This window comes from Rhabdothermincola sediminis (assembly GCF_014805525.1).
GTDB classification, from domain to species: Bacteria; Actinomycetota; Acidimicrobiia; order Acidimicrobiales; family Acidimicrobilacustridaceae; genus Rhabdothermincola; species Rhabdothermincola sediminis.
This window is the reverse complement of sequence record NZ_JACFSZ010000003.1, coordinates 164,152-180,226: the sequence shown is the minus strand read 5'-3', so window position 1 is coordinate 180,226 and position 16,075 is coordinate 164,152. Positions and strand designations below refer to the sequence as shown.

Here is a 16,075-nt window from a genome sequence, read left to right as displayed (position 1 = left end):
CCGGCTCAGGTCAGCGAGCGAGCGAACCGTTCGGCCTCGCGTGCGCGGAGCGCGACGTTGACCTCCAGCCGCTCGAGGTGCTGCGCCAGGATCTTGTCGCCCTGCGGCACCTCGTGGGTCTCGAAGAACGCGAACACCGTCGAAGCCACCTCGGGCGCCAGCATCGTGCGGATGCCCTCGAGCATCCGCACGATGCTGTTGCTCGGGAACCGTTCGTTGATCGTCTCCCACTTGTCCTGGATGAAGAACCACGCCAGGCTGCCCTGGTTGCGGTTCGACAGGGCCCGCCGGAGCAGGTAGGGAGCGTTCTGGGTGCGGACCTGATCGGTGATGCTCATCGCCAGCACCCGTTGCATGAGCTCGGGATCGTCGAAGTCCGCGAGCGCCGAGAGGTAGCGCAGCTCCTCCTGGGGCGTCGGGGCCGCCGCGAAGCGGGCGACGAAGTCCTCGAACTCGGCTGCGCTCCCCGTGGCCGCGATCACGTTGATCGAGGCCGCGACCAGGCTGGCATCGACGTCGGTGCCGCGGTGCGACTCGGCGAGCAGCGCTCGGGCTCGATCGCCGACGTTGTGGTCGTTGCCGATGGTGCCGAGTGCTTCGAACAGCACGCCGCGAAGCTGTCGATCCCGGTCGGTCTCATCCGCTGCCGGTGCCGGCCCGAGCCGATCGAGTGCGGGGTGCAGCAGCGCGCGGACCCGCTCGCGCAGGACTTCTCGGGGCTCGCCGTCGATCAGGCGATCGAGCGCGCCGAGCGCGCCGATGATCCGCTGCCACACCGACAGGTCGGTCTCCGCGGCGAACGAGCCCACCAGATCGAGGAACTGGGCAGCGGTCATCTGGTCGGCGAGCACCGCCGCCCAGGCATCATCCACCAGCCCGTAGCGCTCGATGGGTGAGAGCGCGGTGGCGGCCCTGGTGGCCAGCGCGGCCAGCAGGTCGGGGGCGTAGCGGACCCGGTAGAAGCCGGTGCCCTCGGTGTTCACCAGCACGAAGTCGATCTCCTCGACCACCGGGACGTCGACGCTGTCTCCCTCCAGCAGGACCCGCTCCACGGTGAGCACCTCGTTGATCGAGATGGTGAGGATCACGGGGATGGCCCACCTGGTGCCCCGGAGGGCCTCCAGCTCGTCGTCGCCGCCGAGATCACCGGCGTAGCCGAAGCGCTCCTGGGTGAGCCGGATCGTGCCGCCGTCGTCCACCAGGTCGACCTCCACGACCGGAAACCCACCCTGGAAGATCCACGAGTCCATGATCCGCCGCACCGGCTCGCCACTCGCCTCCTCGATGGCGTCCCACAGGTCGGTGGTCTCGGTGTTGGTGAACTGGTGGCGAGCGAGGTACCGGCGGATCCCGTCTCGGAACACCTCGGCGCCGAGGTACTGCTCGAGCATCCGCACCACCGCCGCGCCCTTCTCGTAGGTGAGGACGTCGAACATCCCCTCGGCGTCCTCGGGTGAGACGACCGGGTACTCGACCGGTCGGGTGCTCCTCAGGGCGTCGACGTCGAGCGCCGCTGATCGCGCCAGCCCGAAGCTGGTCCACTGCTCCCACTCGGGGCGGAAGGCGTCGGTGGCGAGCATTTCCATGAAGGTGGCGAAGGCCTCGTTCAGCCAGATCCCGTTCCACCAGCGCATGGTGACCAGATCGCCGAACCACATGTGGGCCAGCTCGTGGGCGATCACCTCGGTCACCCGGGCCAGCTCCGGTTGGGTCACCCGCTCGGGGTCGACGAGCAGCAGCACCTCTCGGAACGTCACGCAGCCGAGGTTCTCCATGGCCCCGAACGCGAAGTCCGGGATCGCGACCAGATCGAGCTTGTCGCCCGGGTAGGCGATGCCGTAGTAGTCCGCGAAGTAGCGAAGGCAAAACGCTCCCACCTCGAGCGCGTAGCCGGTGAGGTGCCCCTTGCCTTTCGGGTAGGCGACCCGCAGCGGCGTGCCGTCCACGTCCATCGGGGCGGTGACCTCGAGGGGGCCGACGATGAACGCGACCAGATAGGTCGACATCTTCATGGTGTCGGCGAACCGCACCGCCACCTTGCCGTCGTCGGTCTCGGTGCGCTCGATCTCCGCCGAGTTGGACAGCGCGGCAAGGCCCGGATCGACGACCAGCGTGACCGCGAAGACGGCCTTCAGGTCCGGCTCGTCCCAGCAGGGGAACGCCCGGCGGGCGTCGGTGGCTTCGAACTGGGTGGTGGCGATGACCTGCTCGTTGCCGTCGCCGTCGGTGAAGGTGCTGCGGTAGAAGCCCTTCAGCTTGTCGTTGAGCACCCCACGGAAGTGCAGCTGCAGGTGCCAGGTACCGGGCTCGGCGATGGCGTCGAGTTCGATGGTCAGTCGCTCGGTCTCGCTGTCGAGGGCGACCAGCTCAGGGTGCAGCCGAGTGCCGTCGAGTCCCTCGAGGTGGACCTCGTCGATCTCGAGGTCGACGGCGTTGAGCACGATGGTGTTCGTGGCTGTGAGGACTTCCACCGTCGTGGTGCAGTTGCCGGTGAACGTGGCCTCATCGAGATCCGGCCGCAGAGTGAGGTCGTAGCGGACGGGGATGACCGTGCGGGGGAGGCGATGGGGGTTCGCGGGTGTCTCGGTGGTCTCGTTCGGCACGAAAGGCTCCGGTGGCTTGAGGAGGGCGGCTCGGTCGGACACGCAGCTCGGGTCGTCGCATCCGGTAGGGGACCGCAGTTCGCCGAGAGCGTACCGGGTAGGGTCCGGGGCCATGACCCAGGAGCGCTTCGATGTCGTGGCCATCGGCAACGCCATCGTCGATGTCATCGCCCACGCCGACGACGGCTTCCTGGAGGCACACGGGATGGTGAAGGGCTCGATGCGGCTCATCGACGACGCCACCGCCCAGCGCCTCTACGAGGCCATGGGACCTGCCGTGGAGTCCTCCGGTGGCTCCGCCGCCAACACCGCGGCGGGCATCGCCTCGCTCGGCGGCACCGTCGCGTTCATCGGGCGGGTGGCCGACGACGTGCTCGGGCAGGTGTTCACTCACGACATCAGGGCCGCCGGGGTTTCTTTCGAGCCGCTCGCGCCTGACAGCGATCCTCGGGGCACCGCGCGTTGCTTGGTGCTCGTCACCCCGGACGCGCAGCGCACCCTGAACACCTACCTGGGCGTGTCCAGCGCGATCAGCCCTCGCGACGTGGATGAGACGCTGGTGGCCCGCGGCCGGGTCCTCTACTGCGAGGGCTACCTCTGGGACGAGCCGGATGCCAAGGACGCGCTGCTGAAGAGCATGGACGCGGCACGAGCCGCAGGAGCGAAGGTGGCCTTCACCCTCTCGGATGCCTTCTGCGTCGACCGCCATCGGGCCGAGTTTCTCCACCTGGCCGAGCACCGGGTCGACATCCTGTTCGCCAACGAGGCCGAGCTGCTCTCGCTGTACGAGGTCCGGCGGTGGGAGGAGGCGGCGGAACGGGTCGCCGGGCACTGCGAGCTCGCCTGCCTCACCCGGAGCGAGAAGGGGTCAGTGGTGATCACCGCGGCGGGCGAGCGGGTCCATGTCGACGCCTGGTCGGTGGGGAAGGTGATCGACACCACCGGGGCGGGCGATCTGTATGCCGCGGGCTTCCTCTACGGCTACACGCACGGGCTCGACGTCGAAGCGTCCGCGCGGCTGGGGTCCCTCGCCGCCGGTGAGGTGATCAGCCATCTCGGAGCCCGCCCCGAACGATCGCTGGCCGCCCTGGCGGAGGACCTGCTCCGCGCCTGACCCCACCGTGGTCGAGCCGGTCGGGTCCCGGGTAGGGAACCAGCCGTGCACGGCGATCTTCTCCAGCGCGGCGACCGGCGGCAGCGCGACCGGGCCGGCTCGCGGCCGGCCAGTGGGTGGTGGAACGTGGCCCGACGGGTCCGGGTGGGGGTGCGCGAGGACGGCCTCACCATCATCTCGGCGGGGGTGGCGTTCTACGCGCTCTTGTCGGTTGTGCCGGCCCTCACCGCGCTCGTCGCGGCCTACGGCATCGTCAGCGAGCCCGACGATGTCGCGGCGCAGATCGAGGAGTTGAAGGTCCCGATCCCCGATGAGGCCCGGCGGTTGCTCAGCACCCAGTTGAGCGAACTGGCATCGACGGGCTCCGGACGCCTGGGCGTGGGGTTGGTGGTCGGTCTCGCAGCCTCGTTGTGGGGAGCCTCCGCTGCCGTGAACCATCCGCTGGTCGCGGTGGCCACCGTGTCCGGCGAGCGGGAGGGAAGGGGCTTCGTGCGTCGTCGCTCGATCGCGCTCGCCATGACGGTGGCCGGCATCGGCTTCGTCGTGGTGGTGATGCTCATCCTCACCGGGCTGCCGGGTTGGGCCGGTGACGTGGCCGGCCCCGTCGGCCGGGTGGTGGCCTCGGCGTTGCGTTGGCCCGTGCTGGCGGCCCTGATGCTGATCGCACTCGCCGTCATCTATCGCGTGGGATCCGACCGCCGCCGGAGGTGGCAGTGGGTGAGCTGGGGTGCGGTTGTCGCAGTGGTGGTGTGGGTGGCGGCCAGCGCCGGCTTCTCCCTGTACGTCTCGACCTTCGGGACCTACAACCAGACCTACGGCGCGCTCGGCGGGGTGATCGTGTTCATGCTGTGGCTGCTCATCTCGGTGTCGTGCGTGCTGCTAGGCGCGGAGGTGGACGCAGTGCTGGAGGGCCGGCACAACCGTGAGATCGGTGGGAGGCCGGCCGGGTGACGGGGGGCGCGGTCCCTGGCTCGACGCCTCGACGGGCAGCGTCCGGGCAGGCTTGATGAGCTGATAATGATCGTTATTATGGAGTCGTGGGCACTGCCACCTCTCCTGTCACGCCTGCTGCCACCCCGCTGACCGTCGACTCGAGCGCCGTCGACACCACCACCGAGCGGTTGGTCGCGGCCGCGGCGCAGGTGTTCGGGGAGAAGGGCTACGACGGGGCGGGAGTGGCGGAGATCGCGCGCCGGGCCGGCCTCACGACCGGGGCCATCTACAGCCGCTTCTCGGGGAAGGCCGAGCTGCTCGCGGCCGCCATCCGGTCCTGCACCGAGGACGAGTTCGACCAGCTCTTCGCCGATCACGCCTTCGACGGGCGGGCCACCGACCTGCTGCGCACGGTCGGGTCCCATCTCGTCACTCGCCGGCCCCAGCCGGGCCACGCGCTCCTGCTGGAGGCGTTCGTTGCCGCCCGGCGCGACGAGGAGGTGGCGAGGTTACTGCGCAGCCACCTCGCCGAGCGAGCGGCCCGGCTGGCCGGTCTGGTGGACGCGTCGAAGGTCGACGGCGTCGTCGACCCCGAGGTCGACACCCGTTCCATCGTGCACCTGGCTCACGCCGTCGGCCTCGGGTTCCTCCTCTTCGAAGCCCTGGGCGTGGCCTCCCCCGATCCCCGGGCCTGGGAGGACCTCGTCGGTCGGGTGGTGGCTTCGGTCATGCCCCCCGATCGCCCCACTCGAGGTCCCAACGACCCCACGGAAGACCCCAACGACCCCACGGAAGACCCCAACGACCCCACGGAAGACCCCAACGACTAGGAGCTAGCACTCCCGACCCACAGGAGCTATCGCCATGGCAGACGACCAGCAGATCCTCGGCCGAGCCGACGTCAACGATTTGGAGGCGATCCTCGCCATCGCGAACTCCGATGTCGACGAGCTCGTCCACCAGGTCAAGGACAACGCGGACGCCATCTTCACCTGGGACTACGAGAAGGGGGCGCGGCCCGCGCTCAACAAGCTCTACGAGAAGGCCAAGACCGCGCAGTGGAACGGCGAGACCGACCTGCCCTGGGACACCGACGTCGACCCCGAGAAGGTCGTGAGCGTCATCCAGGGCTCGAACACGGCCGGCCCGTTCGAGTATCTCCAGAACCACCCGGAGTCGCCCTTCCGCAACTTCGGTGAGAAGGAGTGGACCCAGCTCGGGGTCGAGTCGATGAACTGGCGCTTGAGCCAGTTCATGCACGGCGAGCAGGGCGCGCTGATCTGCACTGCCAAGATCGTCGAGACCGTGCCCTGGATCGACGCCAAGTACTACGCCTCGACCCAGGTGATGGACGAGGCCCGCCACGTGGAGGTGTTCGCCAAGTACCTACAAGAGAAGCTCACGGGCTTCTACCCGATCAACGCCCACCTGCGGCTAGTGCTCGACGACATCATCGAGGACAGCCGCTGGGACATGACCTACTTGGGCATGCAGATCATGGTCGAGGGCCTGGCGCTGGCCGCGTTCGGCTTCATGTACCAGCTCACCACCGAGCCGCTGCTCAAGCAGTTGCTGCGGTACGTGATGAGCGACGAGGCCCGCCACGTGGCCTTCGGGGTGCTCTCGCTCAAGGAGTACTACGCCGAGCTGGACGCCAAGGAGCTCCGCGAGCGTCAGGAGTTCGCGTTCGAGGCCGCGGTGCGGATGCGTGACCGGTTCCTCCAGCAGGAGGTGTGGGAGCGGATGGGCATCGACACCCGCAAGATGGTGCGGCTGCTTCTCGACGTCCCCCAGGATCAGATGATCTTCCAGCAGATGCTGTTCTCGAAGATCGTGCCGAACTGCAAGAAGCTCGGGCTGCTCGATGCCGGTGACGCCTGGCTGCGCCGCCGGTTCGAGGAGATCGGCGTGATCCAGTTCGAGGACTGGGCCGACACCGGCGAGGAGTACCTCGAGTTCGACGCGGTCTCCCAGGACCGGGCCGCGGCGTCGGCTTCGGCTTCGGCCTGATCGTCGGGCTCCGGACCCCGGGTGTCGCCTCGGGGTGCGGATCCCGATCGTGCGGTCGGTGATCCGCACCCCGAGAGGCGGTTCAGAACAGCAGGCCGCAGGCCACCCGGATGAGCTGTCGGTAGTCCGGGAAGATCAGGTCCCCTCCCGCGCAGGCCAGCGGCAGGAAGTCCAGGAGCGCGCCGTACGGGTCGGGCGCGGCGGCGACCCCCTGGCAGCCTTGCAGCACCAGGTCGCGGAACTCCGGTGCGGCGGCGTTGGCCACGATCGGGCAGAGCTTGGGCATCAGGGCCCGCAGGATGCTGTTGAGGAACTGCCGCCCGGCCGGGGTGAGCTCGATGTCGGTGAGGGCCACGTTGTCGAGCACCGACTGCAGCAACCACGACTCTGTGTAGGACAGCGTGCGGGTCGGCTGGGGGGCCGGCGCCGGCTTGCTCCGGCTCCACCAGCCGGCGGCGTCGGCTGCCGGCACGGCGGTGAGCAGCAGGGTGGCGGCGAGCGCCACGGCGGCCAGGGTCTTTCGCATGTGCGGGTTCCTTCCTTCCTCGGGCACCCGGTGTGTCGGATGCCACTCCCTCCGCACACACTTCTAGGCCATTCGGCCCATCTTTGCAACAAGTTCTAGAAAGCCGTCTTTCCCACTCCCGTCGCTCGATCGCGTGTTCGCTCTTTCGTTCTGGCATGTCAAACGCGTGCTCTGGCACGCGTTTGACATGCCAGGACGTGAGGATGAGGGGAAGCACCGGGCGGGAGGCTTGGAGAGTGTCGGGTACCGCCCAGCCGCCTAGGGTGGCGGCATGGGCTACTGCTGCTTCGACGTCGAGATCAGCGACAAGGTGGCGCACCTGCGCCTCAACCGGCCGGACGAGCTGAACACCATGGTGCCGGCCTTCTGGTCGGAGCTACCGCAGATCGTGCGGGAGATCGATGACGACGGATCGGCCAGGGTGATCGTGCTGTCCTCCACCGGCAAGCACTTCAGCGCCGGGATGGACCTGTCGGTCTTCACCGGAGGGGCCGGCCTGCCAGGGAACGAGGAGCCCCGCACCACCGAGATGGGCCGCACCCGGGCCCGGCTGCGCCAGACCGCGCTGCTGCTCCAGGAGAGCTTCAACGCCCTCGAGAAGGCCCGCCAGCCGGTGCTCGCCGCGGTACAGGGTGGCTGCGTGGGCGGCGCGGTCGACATGGTCACCGCGTGCGACTGTCGCTACGCGACCGCGGACGCGTTCTTCGTGGTCCAGGAGATCAACATCGGCATGACCGCCGACGTCGGCACCCTGCAGCGCCTGCCGAAGCTGATCCCTGAGGGTGTGGCCCGCGAGCTGGCCTACACCGGGCGGCGCATGCCGGCTGCGCGGGCGAAGGAGGTCGGGCTGGTCAACGAGGTGTTCGACACCCAGGAGGCGATGCTGGAGGCCGTGATGGAGATCGCCCGCGAGATCGCCGCCAAGAGCCCGCTGGCGATCTGGGGAACCAAGGAGATGGTCAACTACGCCCGCGACCACTCGGTCGCCGACGGGCTCAACTACATCGCCACCTGGCAGACGGGCATGTTCCAGCCGGCCGACATGATGGAGAGCTTCGCCGCCAAGAGCGAGAAGCGCGACCCGCGCTTCGACGACCTGCTTCCGAACCCCAAGTCGTTCTGATCGGGCTGAATCGGCTGATCGGCCCTGCTACTCCCCGCCGTCGAGCGGCGGGAGGAAGTCCCAGGTGAGATCGCCTACGCGTACCAGGGTGGAGGAGATCCACCCGCCCATCGCGGAGAAGTGGTCGTCGAGGATGCGGCCGTCCTCGAGGGTGGCTTCGTCGAACTCGTAGCAGCCGTCGTAGCTGACCTCGATGGCGTACTCGGGCTCCTTGAGGTCGGGTGGGTACACCGTCTCGATCGTCGGCCCTGAGCGGTGCAACGGCTCGCTGGCGATCGGCGGGCTCTCGGTGGGCAGCACGCTCAGCAGCATCGCCGGATCGGGGGAGGAGGCGAGGCGCTGAACGCGCAACACGATCTCGATGTCGATGCGGGGCGGCTCGTCGAAGGGCTCGTCGATGTACCAGAGGCGGTAGGAGGTCTGCGACCACGTCGGCCAGGAGAGGGTGATGTCGGCCTGCACCCGCGGTGGGAGGCCTTCGCCGGGGAGCCCGTAGCTGGTCTCCCAGCGCATGTCCCCGAGCAGCATGTCCATCTGGAACCGTTCCTCGAACGCTTGTCGTTCGAGCAGGGCCCCTTCGAACGCGTCGCGTAGCGCCCCGATGGCATCGGTGAAGACGTGGTCGAGCATCTCGGCCCGAGGGTAGCCGCACCCCTAGCGGGCCGGTCAGCGCGCTGGGCCCTGCTCGCGCCCCAGCGCGTCCGGCCCGGGGGACAGGAACGCGGTGGGCACCGACAGACCGAGCGCCTTGTGCCGGAGGGTGGCGATGCGCCGGCCGGGTTGCACAGCTGCCTTGGGGGTGCCGAGCGCGTCGCGGAGCAGCGCGGCGGTCGCGTCGAGGTCGGCCACCGTGTAGGCCAGGCCGAAGAACGCCGCCGGCCCGTCCCCGCTCGGCTCCTCGGGGCCGATCACCTCCACGATGACCTCGCCGGCGCGGAAGAACACTTGCAGGAACGGCGGCCCGTACTGGTCTGTGTGGCGGGTCCGGCGCGGTTCGAACCCCGCGGCGCACAGCATCGCCGTGGTCCGAGCGGGGTCGGGGGTCACCAGCACCACGTGGTCGATCTGGAGCACACCGTTCGGGTGGCGGGCCGGCTCGCAGGGTCGCGCCGTGCTTGCAGCGGTGGGGAGGCCGTCGAGGTCGGGGCTCGTGACGGTGGCGTCCCGCAACGCCCACGACAGGATGCGCCGGCCCCGTTCCCGGCCCACCAGGCGTATCCGCACCCCGCCGACCCGGCAGGTGGCGTCGTCGTCGACGTCGAAGCCGGCCGCCCGCCAGGCCTCCGGCGGATCAGCGACCTCGATGGTGTCGATCGTGGGCATCGGCGGCGTCATCGTCCTCTCAGCGCGACGCGTGGATCGGCGGGAGGCGGTCTTGCCAGGGCAGCGCCTGCTCGAGTTGGGCGGCGAGCCGGAGGAGCAGGTCTTCGCGGCCTTGCACCGCGACGAGCTGGACACCGATCGGCAGGCCCGAGTGGTCCTGGTGCAGCGGCAGGGAGATCGCCGGCTGCCCACTCAGGTTCCACGGCAGCGTGTAGGCGACCAGTCGGGCGCCGGTCGGGCCGGTGAGTTCGCCCAGCGGCGGAGGTGGCTCGGGGAGGGTGGGGGTGACCAGCACGTCCCAGCCCGCCGCCCACCAGGCCGCCGCCTGCCGGGACCAGCGCTGCGCGGCGTCCAGGCAGGCGAGGTACCGAGCGGCGGTGACGGACCGGCCGATCTCCGCCATCACCCAGGTCGCGGGCTCCACGTCGTCCTCGCCGATGACCCGGCCGGTGCGGGCCGACCAGCGGTCGAGCTCGCGGGCCGCGAACACGGGGAACATCAGCAGGGCGTCGTCGAGGCTGAGCTCCAAGGCGTCCGGGGCGGACCAGTCCACGCGGTGGCCGAGGTCCTCCAGCGCCTGTCCGGTCCGCTCCACCGCGGCCCGGCACGCGCTGTGGGGCTCGCCGCCCGGCGCGGGCAGCTCCACCCGAAGCCCGATGCGCAGCGAGCCGGGATCCGCGCCGAGCTCGTCGAGGAACGGGCGCGCTGGCGGGGGTGCGGTGTAGGGATCACCCGGTGCGGATCCGGCGATGCGGTCCAGCACGGCCGCGGTGTCGCGTACGGTGCGGGTGAGCACGCCCTCGTGGGTGGTCGGTCCCCACAGCTCGCCCAGCGACGGTGCCAGCGAGGTCCGTGCCCGGGTGGGCTTGAGACCGACCAGGCCGCACGCGCTGGCGGGGATGCGGATCGAGCCGCCCATGTCGTTACCGTGGGCGACGGGCACCATGCCCGAAGCCACCGCAGCCGCGCTGCCACCGCTGGACCCGCCGGGTGAGCGGGCGGGATCCCAGGGGTTTCGCGTCGGGCCGTAGGCGACGGGCTCGGTGGTGTCGGAGAAGGCCAGCTCCGGGACGTTCGTCTTGCCGATGATCGACAGCCCGGCGTCGCGGAACCGGGTGACCAGCCAGGCGTCGTCGTCTTCGGTCCATCCGAGGTCCCGCAGGAACCGCATGCCGAGGTGGTGGGGGTCGCCCGCGGAGTGCGCGACCGCGTCCTTGAGGCCCATTGGCACGCCGGCGAACGGGCGCGCCGCCATATCCGGATCGCGCCGGGCCTGGTCGCGGGCCTTGTCGAAGAGGGGATGGATGATCGCGTTCAACCGCGGGTTCAGGCTCTCGACGCGCTCGATGGCGGCGTCGACGAGCTCCAGCGGGGTGCAGGCGCCCGAGCGCACCAGTTCGGCTTGCCCGGTGGCGTCGAGCACGGAGAGGTCGTCTCGCACCTCGAGGACCCTACCGGCACCTCGAGGTCCTCGCCCGTGGCCAGCCGCGAGCAGACTGGGGGCCATGCTCGACGCCGAGCTGATCCGACGGGTGCGGGCCTGGCAGGCCACCGATCCCGATCCCGAGACCCGGGCCGAGCTCGACGCGCTGGTGGCGGTGGGGGACGAGGACGGGCTGCGTGACCGGTTCGACCGCCGGCTCGAGTTCGGCACTGCTGGCTTGCGGGCGGAGATGGGTGCCGGGCCGAACCGCATGAACCGGGTGGTGGTCCGCCGTGCCGCCACAGGGTTGATGCGCTATCTCGGCGACGGCCGGAAGGTCGTCGTCGGCTACGACGCTCGGCGCAAGTCGGACGAGTTCGCGCTCGAGACCGCGAGGGTCGTGGCGGCAGCGGGCGGGGTGGCGGTCCTGTTCCCCCGGCCGGTGCCGACGCCGCTGGTGGCGTTCGCGGTCCGGCTGCTCGGTGCCGACGCGGGCGTGATGTGCACCGCCAGCCACAACCCGCCGGCGGACAACGGCTTCAAGGTGTATCTGGATGACGGCGCGCAGATCGTGCCGCCGGTGGATCGGCAGATCGCGGCCGCGATCGACGAGATCGCCGAGGGTGACGGCGGGGGCGCCCCCGCGTTGCTCGAGGTGCCTGGCGGTGACGGTGCAGAGGACTCCCGCGGCATCCGCCAGGCGGGCAGCGACGTCGTCGACGCATACGTAGAGCGGGCGGTGAGTCGACTCGGTGCCGGCCCCCGCCAGTTGTCGATCGTCTACACGCCCCTGCACGGTGTCGGGCTCGACGTCACGGAGCGGGTGTTCGCCGCCGCGGGCTTCGAACCGCTGCACGTGGTGGCCGCGCAGGCGGTGCCCGATCCGGCCTTCCCGACCACGCCCTACCCCAACCCCGAGGAAGATGGGGTGCTCGACCTGGCCTACGGCCAGGCGGAGGCGCTCGGCGCGGACCTGGTGCTCGCCCACGACCCCGACGCGGACCGCTTGGGCGTGGCGGTCCGCGGGCGCGACGGGCTCTGGCGGCGATTGACCGGAGATCAGGTGGGCGCGCTGCTGGCCGACTATCGGCTTCGCCGCAGCAACGGCGGGCCTGGTGAGCGGCTGGTGGTCGACACGTTCGTCTCCTCCGGGCTGGTGGCGCGGCTCGCGGCCGCGCACGGCGTGCACCACGTCGAGACCCTGACGGGGTTCAAGTGGCTCATGCGCCCGGTGATCGCCCACCCCGAGTGGGAGCTCGTGCTGGCCTACGAGGAGGCGCTCGGCTACGCCGTGGACGGCTACCTCCGGGACAAGGACGGCATCGCCGCGGCGTTGGCGTTCGCCGAGCTCGCCGCCGAGCTTCGCGCCGCGGGGCTCACCGTGTGGGACCGCCTCGAGCAGCTCGCCCGGCGTCACGGGCTGTTCGCCACCGCCACCTGGTCGTTCCGGTTCACCGGCTACGCCGCCCGGTCGAGGATCGATGCCCTGATGGCCGCCCTGCGGTCGTCGCCACCGGCGCGGCTCGGCCACCACGAGGTCCGCCGAGTGGAGGACCTCCTCGCCGGTGGGCGGCTCCCACCGGTCGACGCAGTGGTGCTCCACCTCGGCGGCGACGCTCGGCTGATCGCCCGGCCCAGCGGCACCGAGCCCAAGCTGAAGGTCTACGGGCGGGTCTGCCGGGCCGTCGGTGACACACCGTCATCGCTGGCTCGGGCCGAAGCCGACGCGGCCCGCGAGCTCGAGTCGCTGCACGGCGCGGTCAGCTCCTACGTGGATCGAACGGCCCATGGCTGAACGGGCCACGCAACTGGGCTAGCGTTCCGCGCTCCGGCATCCTCCTGCTCCTCGGCCGAGTCGCCCGCTCCGATGCTGTTCCCGACCGTCGACTTCGCGATCTTCTTCGTGGTCGTGTTCACGGGCAACTGGCTGTTGCGACCGTTCCCGAAGTGGTGGCGCCTGTTCATCCTCGCCGCCAGCCTGATCTTCTACGGCTGGTTCCGTTGGTACTACGTGTTCCTCCTGCTGGGATCGATCGGGGTCAACTGGTTCTTCGGGAGGCAGATCTACGCGTCGCTCGGCCCCGAGGGGCAGCGCACCACGACCAGTACGCGCCTGGTGCGCCTGGCGGTGCTGATCAACCTCGGCGCCCTGGGGTTCTTCAAGTACGCGGAGTTCGTGCTGTCTACCGGGAGCAGCTGGCTGAACCGCCTCGGCTTCGACCTCGATCCGCCGCTGCTCGGGATCGTGCTCCCCGTGGGTATCTCCTTCTTCACCTTCCAGGCCATCAGCTACGTGGTCGACATCGGGCGCGGCGAGTGGCGCAAACCGATGCCGCTGCTCGACTTCGCGGTGTACCTGTCATTCTTCGCCCACCTGGTCGCGGGTCCGATCGTGCGGGCCAGCGAGTTCGCCTGGCAGCTCGACACCCGCCCGGACCCCCGAGCGGTCGAGTCTTCGGAAGCGTTCATGCTGATCTTCCGCGGGCTGTTCAAGAAGGTCGTGATCTCCAGCTACATGGCGACCATCGCGGATCCGGTCTTCCAGTTCCCGCAGGGACACAGCAGCCTGGAGGTGCTCTTCGGCATCTACGCGTACGCGATCCAGATCTACGCCGACTTCAGCGGGTACACCGACATCGCCATCGGTGTGGCCCTCCTGCTCGGGATCCGCTTCCCGCAGAACTTCGACGCCCCGTACCGGTCGCGCTCGGTGCAGGAGTTCTGGCGGCGATGGCACATGACCTTGTCGCGGTGGCTGCGCGACTACCTGTACATCCCCCTCGGGGGCAACCGCAGCTCCCGGTTGGTGGCGATGTTCGATCCCGCTCGGGGGAACCAACCCCGCCGGTGGTTCGTCTACCTCAACCTGATGCTCACCATGCTGCTCGGTGGGCTCTGGCACGGTGCCAACTGGACCTTCGTCATCTGGGGGGCGATCCACGGTGGGGTGCTGATCGGTGAGCGGGTGGTCAAGGCCCGGTGGGCCGAGCGCGAGCCGCTGGGGGTGCCGCCGCGGGTGGTGGCGGTGCTCCAGTGGCTGCTCACGTTCCATGTCGTCGCGCTGGCCTGGGTGTTCTTCCGGGCGACGTCACTCGACGGGGCGCTCGCGGTGCTGGGCCAGCTGGTGCCGGTCACGGGCGGTGCCTCCACGCTGGTGACCCCGTTGCTCGCCGCGACCATCGTGGCGATGCTGGCCTCGCAGTTCGTGCCCCCGAGCATCCCGGAGCAGGTGCAGCGCGGCTTCGGCCGCCTGGCACCGGCCCTGCAGATCGGGCTGGTGGCCGCCGCGCTGGTCGGCATCAACGCGCTCGGGCCGGAGGGCATCGCCCCGTTCATCTACTTCCAGTTCTGATGTCGAGGCGGTGGCGGACGTGAGTGCTCCCACCGGCGAGCGACCGGTACCGTTGCCGCCCATGCAGGTGGCTCGGGAGGTGGCGCCATCGCGCGGGTCGGCCCGCTCGGCTCGTGGAGGTGCGGACCCGTCGCTGCTGGCGCGCCTGCTCCGGGGCCAGCGGCCCGAGCGGCCGGGCACGATGCCGGCGGGCATCGTGCTGGTGGTGGTGGTGGTCGGGTTGCTGCTCGCCGCGCTGCTCAACGCGGACGCCACCCTGCGCAAGAGCAAGGCCCGGGGTGACGGCTTCCGCCAGCACGTGGCGCAGGCCGTTGCCGACGTCAGCGACGCGGTCGGGCTCAGCGGACCTCGCAACGCGCTCGACGAGGCGCTCGGGCGCCGCGCAGGAGGTGGGCCGAGCTACGAGGAACTGCTGGCCCAGAAGGAAGCGACCGAGGCCGAGTCCGGGCCGGCCACCACCGCGCCGCCCGTGTTGCGCCTGCGCACGCCCACACCCGCCGACCCGCTGAAGCTGTGGGTGGGCGGTGACTCCGTGGGCGGCTCGTTCGGGGTGCAGATGCAGCCGATCGCGGATTCCACCGGCCTGTTCAAATCCACCCTCGACTACCAGCTCGGCACCGGCTTGATCCGCCCCGATTACTTCAACTGGCCCGAGCACTTCGCGAAGGACGTGCTTCCCGGCCTCGACCCCGACGTCGTGGTCGTGATGTTCGGCGCCAACGACGACCAGAACCTCGAGCTCGAGGGTGGTCGGGTGGTCAAGAAGTACACCCCGGAGTGGTATGCGGAGTACCGCCGCCGGGTCGGCGCCACGATGGACCTGTTGAAGAGCCCCGACAACGATCGCCTGGTGGTCTGGGTCGGTGCCGTACCGGCAGGTCCGGGGTCGCAGATCTCGAACATGGACGTGCTCAACTACATCTACTGGACCGAGGCCCAGACGCGTCCGTGGGTCACCTACGTCGACACCTTCGCCATCCTCGGCGGGCCCGACCACGTGTTCGCCAAGGAGGTCACCTACGCGGACGGCAAGCTGCGCGGCCCCTACCAGAAGGACAACCTGCACCTGAGCACATGGGGTGCGCAGCGGCTGTCGTGGGCGACCCTGGCGCACATCGGCCGGTTCGTCGACCTCGGTGCCAGCAAGGTGCCGAACCCTCCCCCCTCGGAGACCGCGCCCGCCGAAGTGGTCGAGCGGGAGGAGCTTCCCCGGCCGGAGAACATGCCCGACGGGGTCTGAGCACTCCCGCCCGGCGGCGCACCCGGACCGTCGGATCTGGCGAACGGGTCAGGTCACGGTGAGGGTGGCGTGCATCCCGTGGGCCAGATGCGTCCGCCCGTCGGGCGCGTGGACCACGCAGAACAAGGTGTAGGTGCCCGGGTCGAGCACGAAGGTGGCGTCGCACGTCCGCCCGGGACCGAACGCTTCGAGCTCGAAGGCTCCCGCCGCCTCCAGCGCCGCTTCATCGGGTTCGCCGCCGGGCACGGTGGGCACGGGGCCTCCGCCGGGCAGGAAGGCGACCTCGTGGTCCTCCGTGCCGATGTTGTGCGCCACGAAGGTGACCGCGCCCGCTCGGGTCGCGGCATGGTCGAGGTTGATCACGTAGTCGGCGAGCTCCACGTCGATCCGGTCGGTGGCGCCGGCGGCCAGCTCGGCACCGACCGGCT

General features: G+C 70.1%; 14 protein-coding genes. 8 read left to right on the top strand and 6 right to left on the bottom strand.

Annotated elements, in window-relative coordinates; genetic code table 11:
* Positions 1 to 5: 5 nt before the first annotated feature.
* Positions 6 to 2,645 (bottom strand): M1 family metallopeptidase, encoded by a 2,640-nt coding sequence (locus HZF19_RS03740; RefSeq protein WP_208027400.1) that lies wholly within the window; start codon positions 2,643 to 2,645, stop codon positions 6 to 8.
* Between the two features lie 70 nt (positions 2,646 to 2,715).
* Here HZF19_RS03740 and HZF19_RS03735 point away from each other — a divergent pair, with 70 nt between their 5' ends.
* The 4 genes from HZF19_RS03735 to HZF19_RS03720 all read left to right on the top strand — a co-directional run bounded on the left by HZF19_RS03735 (position 2,716) and on the right by HZF19_RS03720 (position 6,660).
* Positions 2,716 to 3,717 carry an adenosine kinase gene (locus HZF19_RS03735; protein ID WP_208027399.1) on the top strand — a complete coding sequence of 334 codons (1,002 nt, stop codon included), beginning with the start codon at positions 2,716 to 2,718 and terminating at the stop codon, positions 3,715 to 3,717.
* A 126-nt stretch (positions 3,718 to 3,843) separates the two neighbouring features.
* On the top strand, positions 3,844 to 4,668 hold the full coding sequence (locus HZF19_RS03730; protein WP_208027398.1) for a YihY/virulence factor BrkB family protein: 825 nt from the start codon (positions 3,844 to 3,846) through the stop codon (positions 4,666 to 4,668).
* A gap of 86 nt (positions 4,669 to 4,754) precedes the next feature.
* On the top strand, positions 4,755 to 5,480 hold the full coding sequence (locus HZF19_RS03725) for a TetR/AcrR family transcriptional regulator (RefSeq protein ID WP_208027397.1): 726 nt from the start codon (positions 4,755 to 4,757) through the stop codon (positions 5,478 to 5,480).
* A gap of 34 nt (positions 5,481 to 5,514) precedes the next feature.
* Positions 5,515 to 6,660 (top strand): ferritin-like domain-containing protein, encoded by a 1,146-nt coding sequence (locus HZF19_RS03720; protein WP_208027396.1) that lies wholly within the window; start codon positions 5,515 to 5,517, stop codon positions 6,658 to 6,660.
* Between the two features lie 82 nt (positions 6,661 to 6,742).
* On the opposite strand, the gene HZF19_RS03715 is transcribed toward HZF19_RS03720, so the two are convergent.
* On the bottom strand, positions 6,743 to 7,186 hold the full coding sequence (locus HZF19_RS03715; protein WP_208027395.1) for a hypothetical protein: 444 nt from the start codon (positions 7,184 to 7,186) through the stop codon (positions 6,743 to 6,745).
* A gap of 271 nt (positions 7,187 to 7,457) precedes the next feature.
* Here HZF19_RS03715 and HZF19_RS03710 point away from each other — a divergent pair, with 271 nt between their 5' ends.
* Entirely contained in the window at positions 7,458 to 8,309 is an 852-nt protein-coding gene (locus HZF19_RS03710) for a crotonase/enoyl-CoA hydratase family protein (RefSeq protein WP_208027394.1), read from the top strand.
* Between the two features lie 27 nt (positions 8,310 to 8,336).
* Here the strand turns inward: HZF19_RS03710 and HZF19_RS03705 are convergent, their stop codons facing one another.
* Genes HZF19_RS03705 through HZF19_RS03695 form a run of 3 tightly spaced genes read right to left on the bottom strand, consistent with a single transcriptional unit; the run spans position 8,337 to position 11,073 of the window.
* On the bottom strand, positions 8,337 to 8,939 hold the full coding sequence (locus HZF19_RS03705; protein WP_208027393.1) for a hypothetical protein: 603 nt from the start codon (positions 8,937 to 8,939) through the stop codon (positions 8,337 to 8,339).
* A 36-nt stretch (positions 8,940 to 8,975) separates the two neighbouring features.
* Positions 8,976 to 9,632, bottom strand: a complete 657-nt coding sequence (locus HZF19_RS03700; protein WP_208027392.1) for a VOC family protein — start codon at positions 9,630 to 9,632, stop codon at positions 8,976 to 8,978.
* A gap of 19 nt (positions 9,633 to 9,651) precedes the next feature.
* On the bottom strand, positions 9,652 to 11,073 hold the full coding sequence (locus HZF19_RS03695; RefSeq protein WP_307781131.1) for an amidase: 1,422 nt from the start codon (positions 11,071 to 11,073) through the stop codon (positions 9,652 to 9,654).
* A gap of 64 nt (positions 11,074 to 11,137) precedes the next feature.
* Between HZF19_RS03695 and HZF19_RS03690 the strand changes: the two genes are divergently transcribed.
* The 3 genes from HZF19_RS03690 to HZF19_RS03680 all read left to right on the top strand — a co-directional run bounded on the left by HZF19_RS03690 (position 11,138) and on the right by HZF19_RS03680 (position 15,647).
* A complete protein-coding gene (locus HZF19_RS03690; protein WP_208027390.1) occupies positions 11,138 to 12,850 on the top strand; it encodes a phospho-sugar mutase in 1,713 nt (570 codons plus the stop codon).
* Between the two features lie 72 nt (positions 12,851 to 12,922).
* A complete protein-coding gene (locus HZF19_RS03685) occupies positions 12,923 to 14,407 on the top strand; it encodes an MBOAT family O-acyltransferase (RefSeq protein WP_208027389.1) in 1,485 nt (494 codons plus the stop codon).
* A gap of 61 nt (positions 14,408 to 14,468) precedes the next feature.
* Positions 14,469 to 15,647 (top strand): DUF459 domain-containing protein, encoded by a 1,179-nt coding sequence (locus HZF19_RS03680; RefSeq protein WP_208027388.1) that lies wholly within the window; start codon positions 14,469 to 14,471, stop codon positions 15,645 to 15,647.
* Between the two features lie 48 nt (positions 15,648 to 15,695).
* Here HZF19_RS03680 and HZF19_RS03675 read toward each other — a convergent pair whose 3' ends face one another.
* Positions 15,696 to 16,028, bottom strand: coding sequence for a hypothetical protein (locus tag HZF19_RS03675; protein WP_208027387.1), 333 nt, complete (start codon positions 16,026 to 16,028; stop codon positions 15,696 to 15,698).
* Between the last annotated feature and the right edge of the window lie 47 nt (positions 16,029 to 16,075).

Coding starts and splice junctions, on each gene's coding strand:
- HZF19_RS03705 (WP_208027393.1), bottom strand. CDS start 8,939: ATGCTCGACCACGTCTTCACCGATGCCATCGGGGCGCTACGCGACGCG.
- HZF19_RS03700 (WP_208027392.1), bottom strand. CDS start 9,632: ATGCCCACGATCGACACCATCGAGGTCGCTGATCCGCCGGAGGCCTGG.
- HZF19_RS03710 (WP_208027394.1), top strand. CDS start 7,458: ATGGGCTACTGCTGCTTCGACGTCGAGATCAGCGACAAGGTGGCGCAC.
- HZF19_RS03680 (WP_208027388.1), top strand. CDS start 14,469: ATGCAGGTGGCTCGGGAGGTGGCGCCATCGCGCGGGTCGGCCCGCTCG.
- HZF19_RS03685 (WP_208027389.1), top strand. CDS start 12,923: ATGCTGTTCCCGACCGTCGACTTCGCGATCTTCTTCGTGGTCGTGTTC.
- HZF19_RS03735 (WP_208027399.1), top strand. CDS start 2,716: ATGACCCAGGAGCGCTTCGATGTCGTGGCCATCGGCAACGCCATCGTC.
- HZF19_RS03715 (WP_208027395.1), bottom strand. CDS start 7,186: ATGCGAAAGACCCTGGCCGCCGTGGCGCTCGCCGCCACCCTGCTGCTC.
- HZF19_RS03690 (WP_208027390.1), top strand. CDS start 11,138: ATGCTCGACGCCGAGCTGATCCGACGGGTGCGGGCCTGGCAGGCCACC.
- HZF19_RS03720 (WP_208027396.1), top strand. CDS start 5,515: ATGGCAGACGACCAGCAGATCCTCGGCCGAGCCGACGTCAACGATTTG.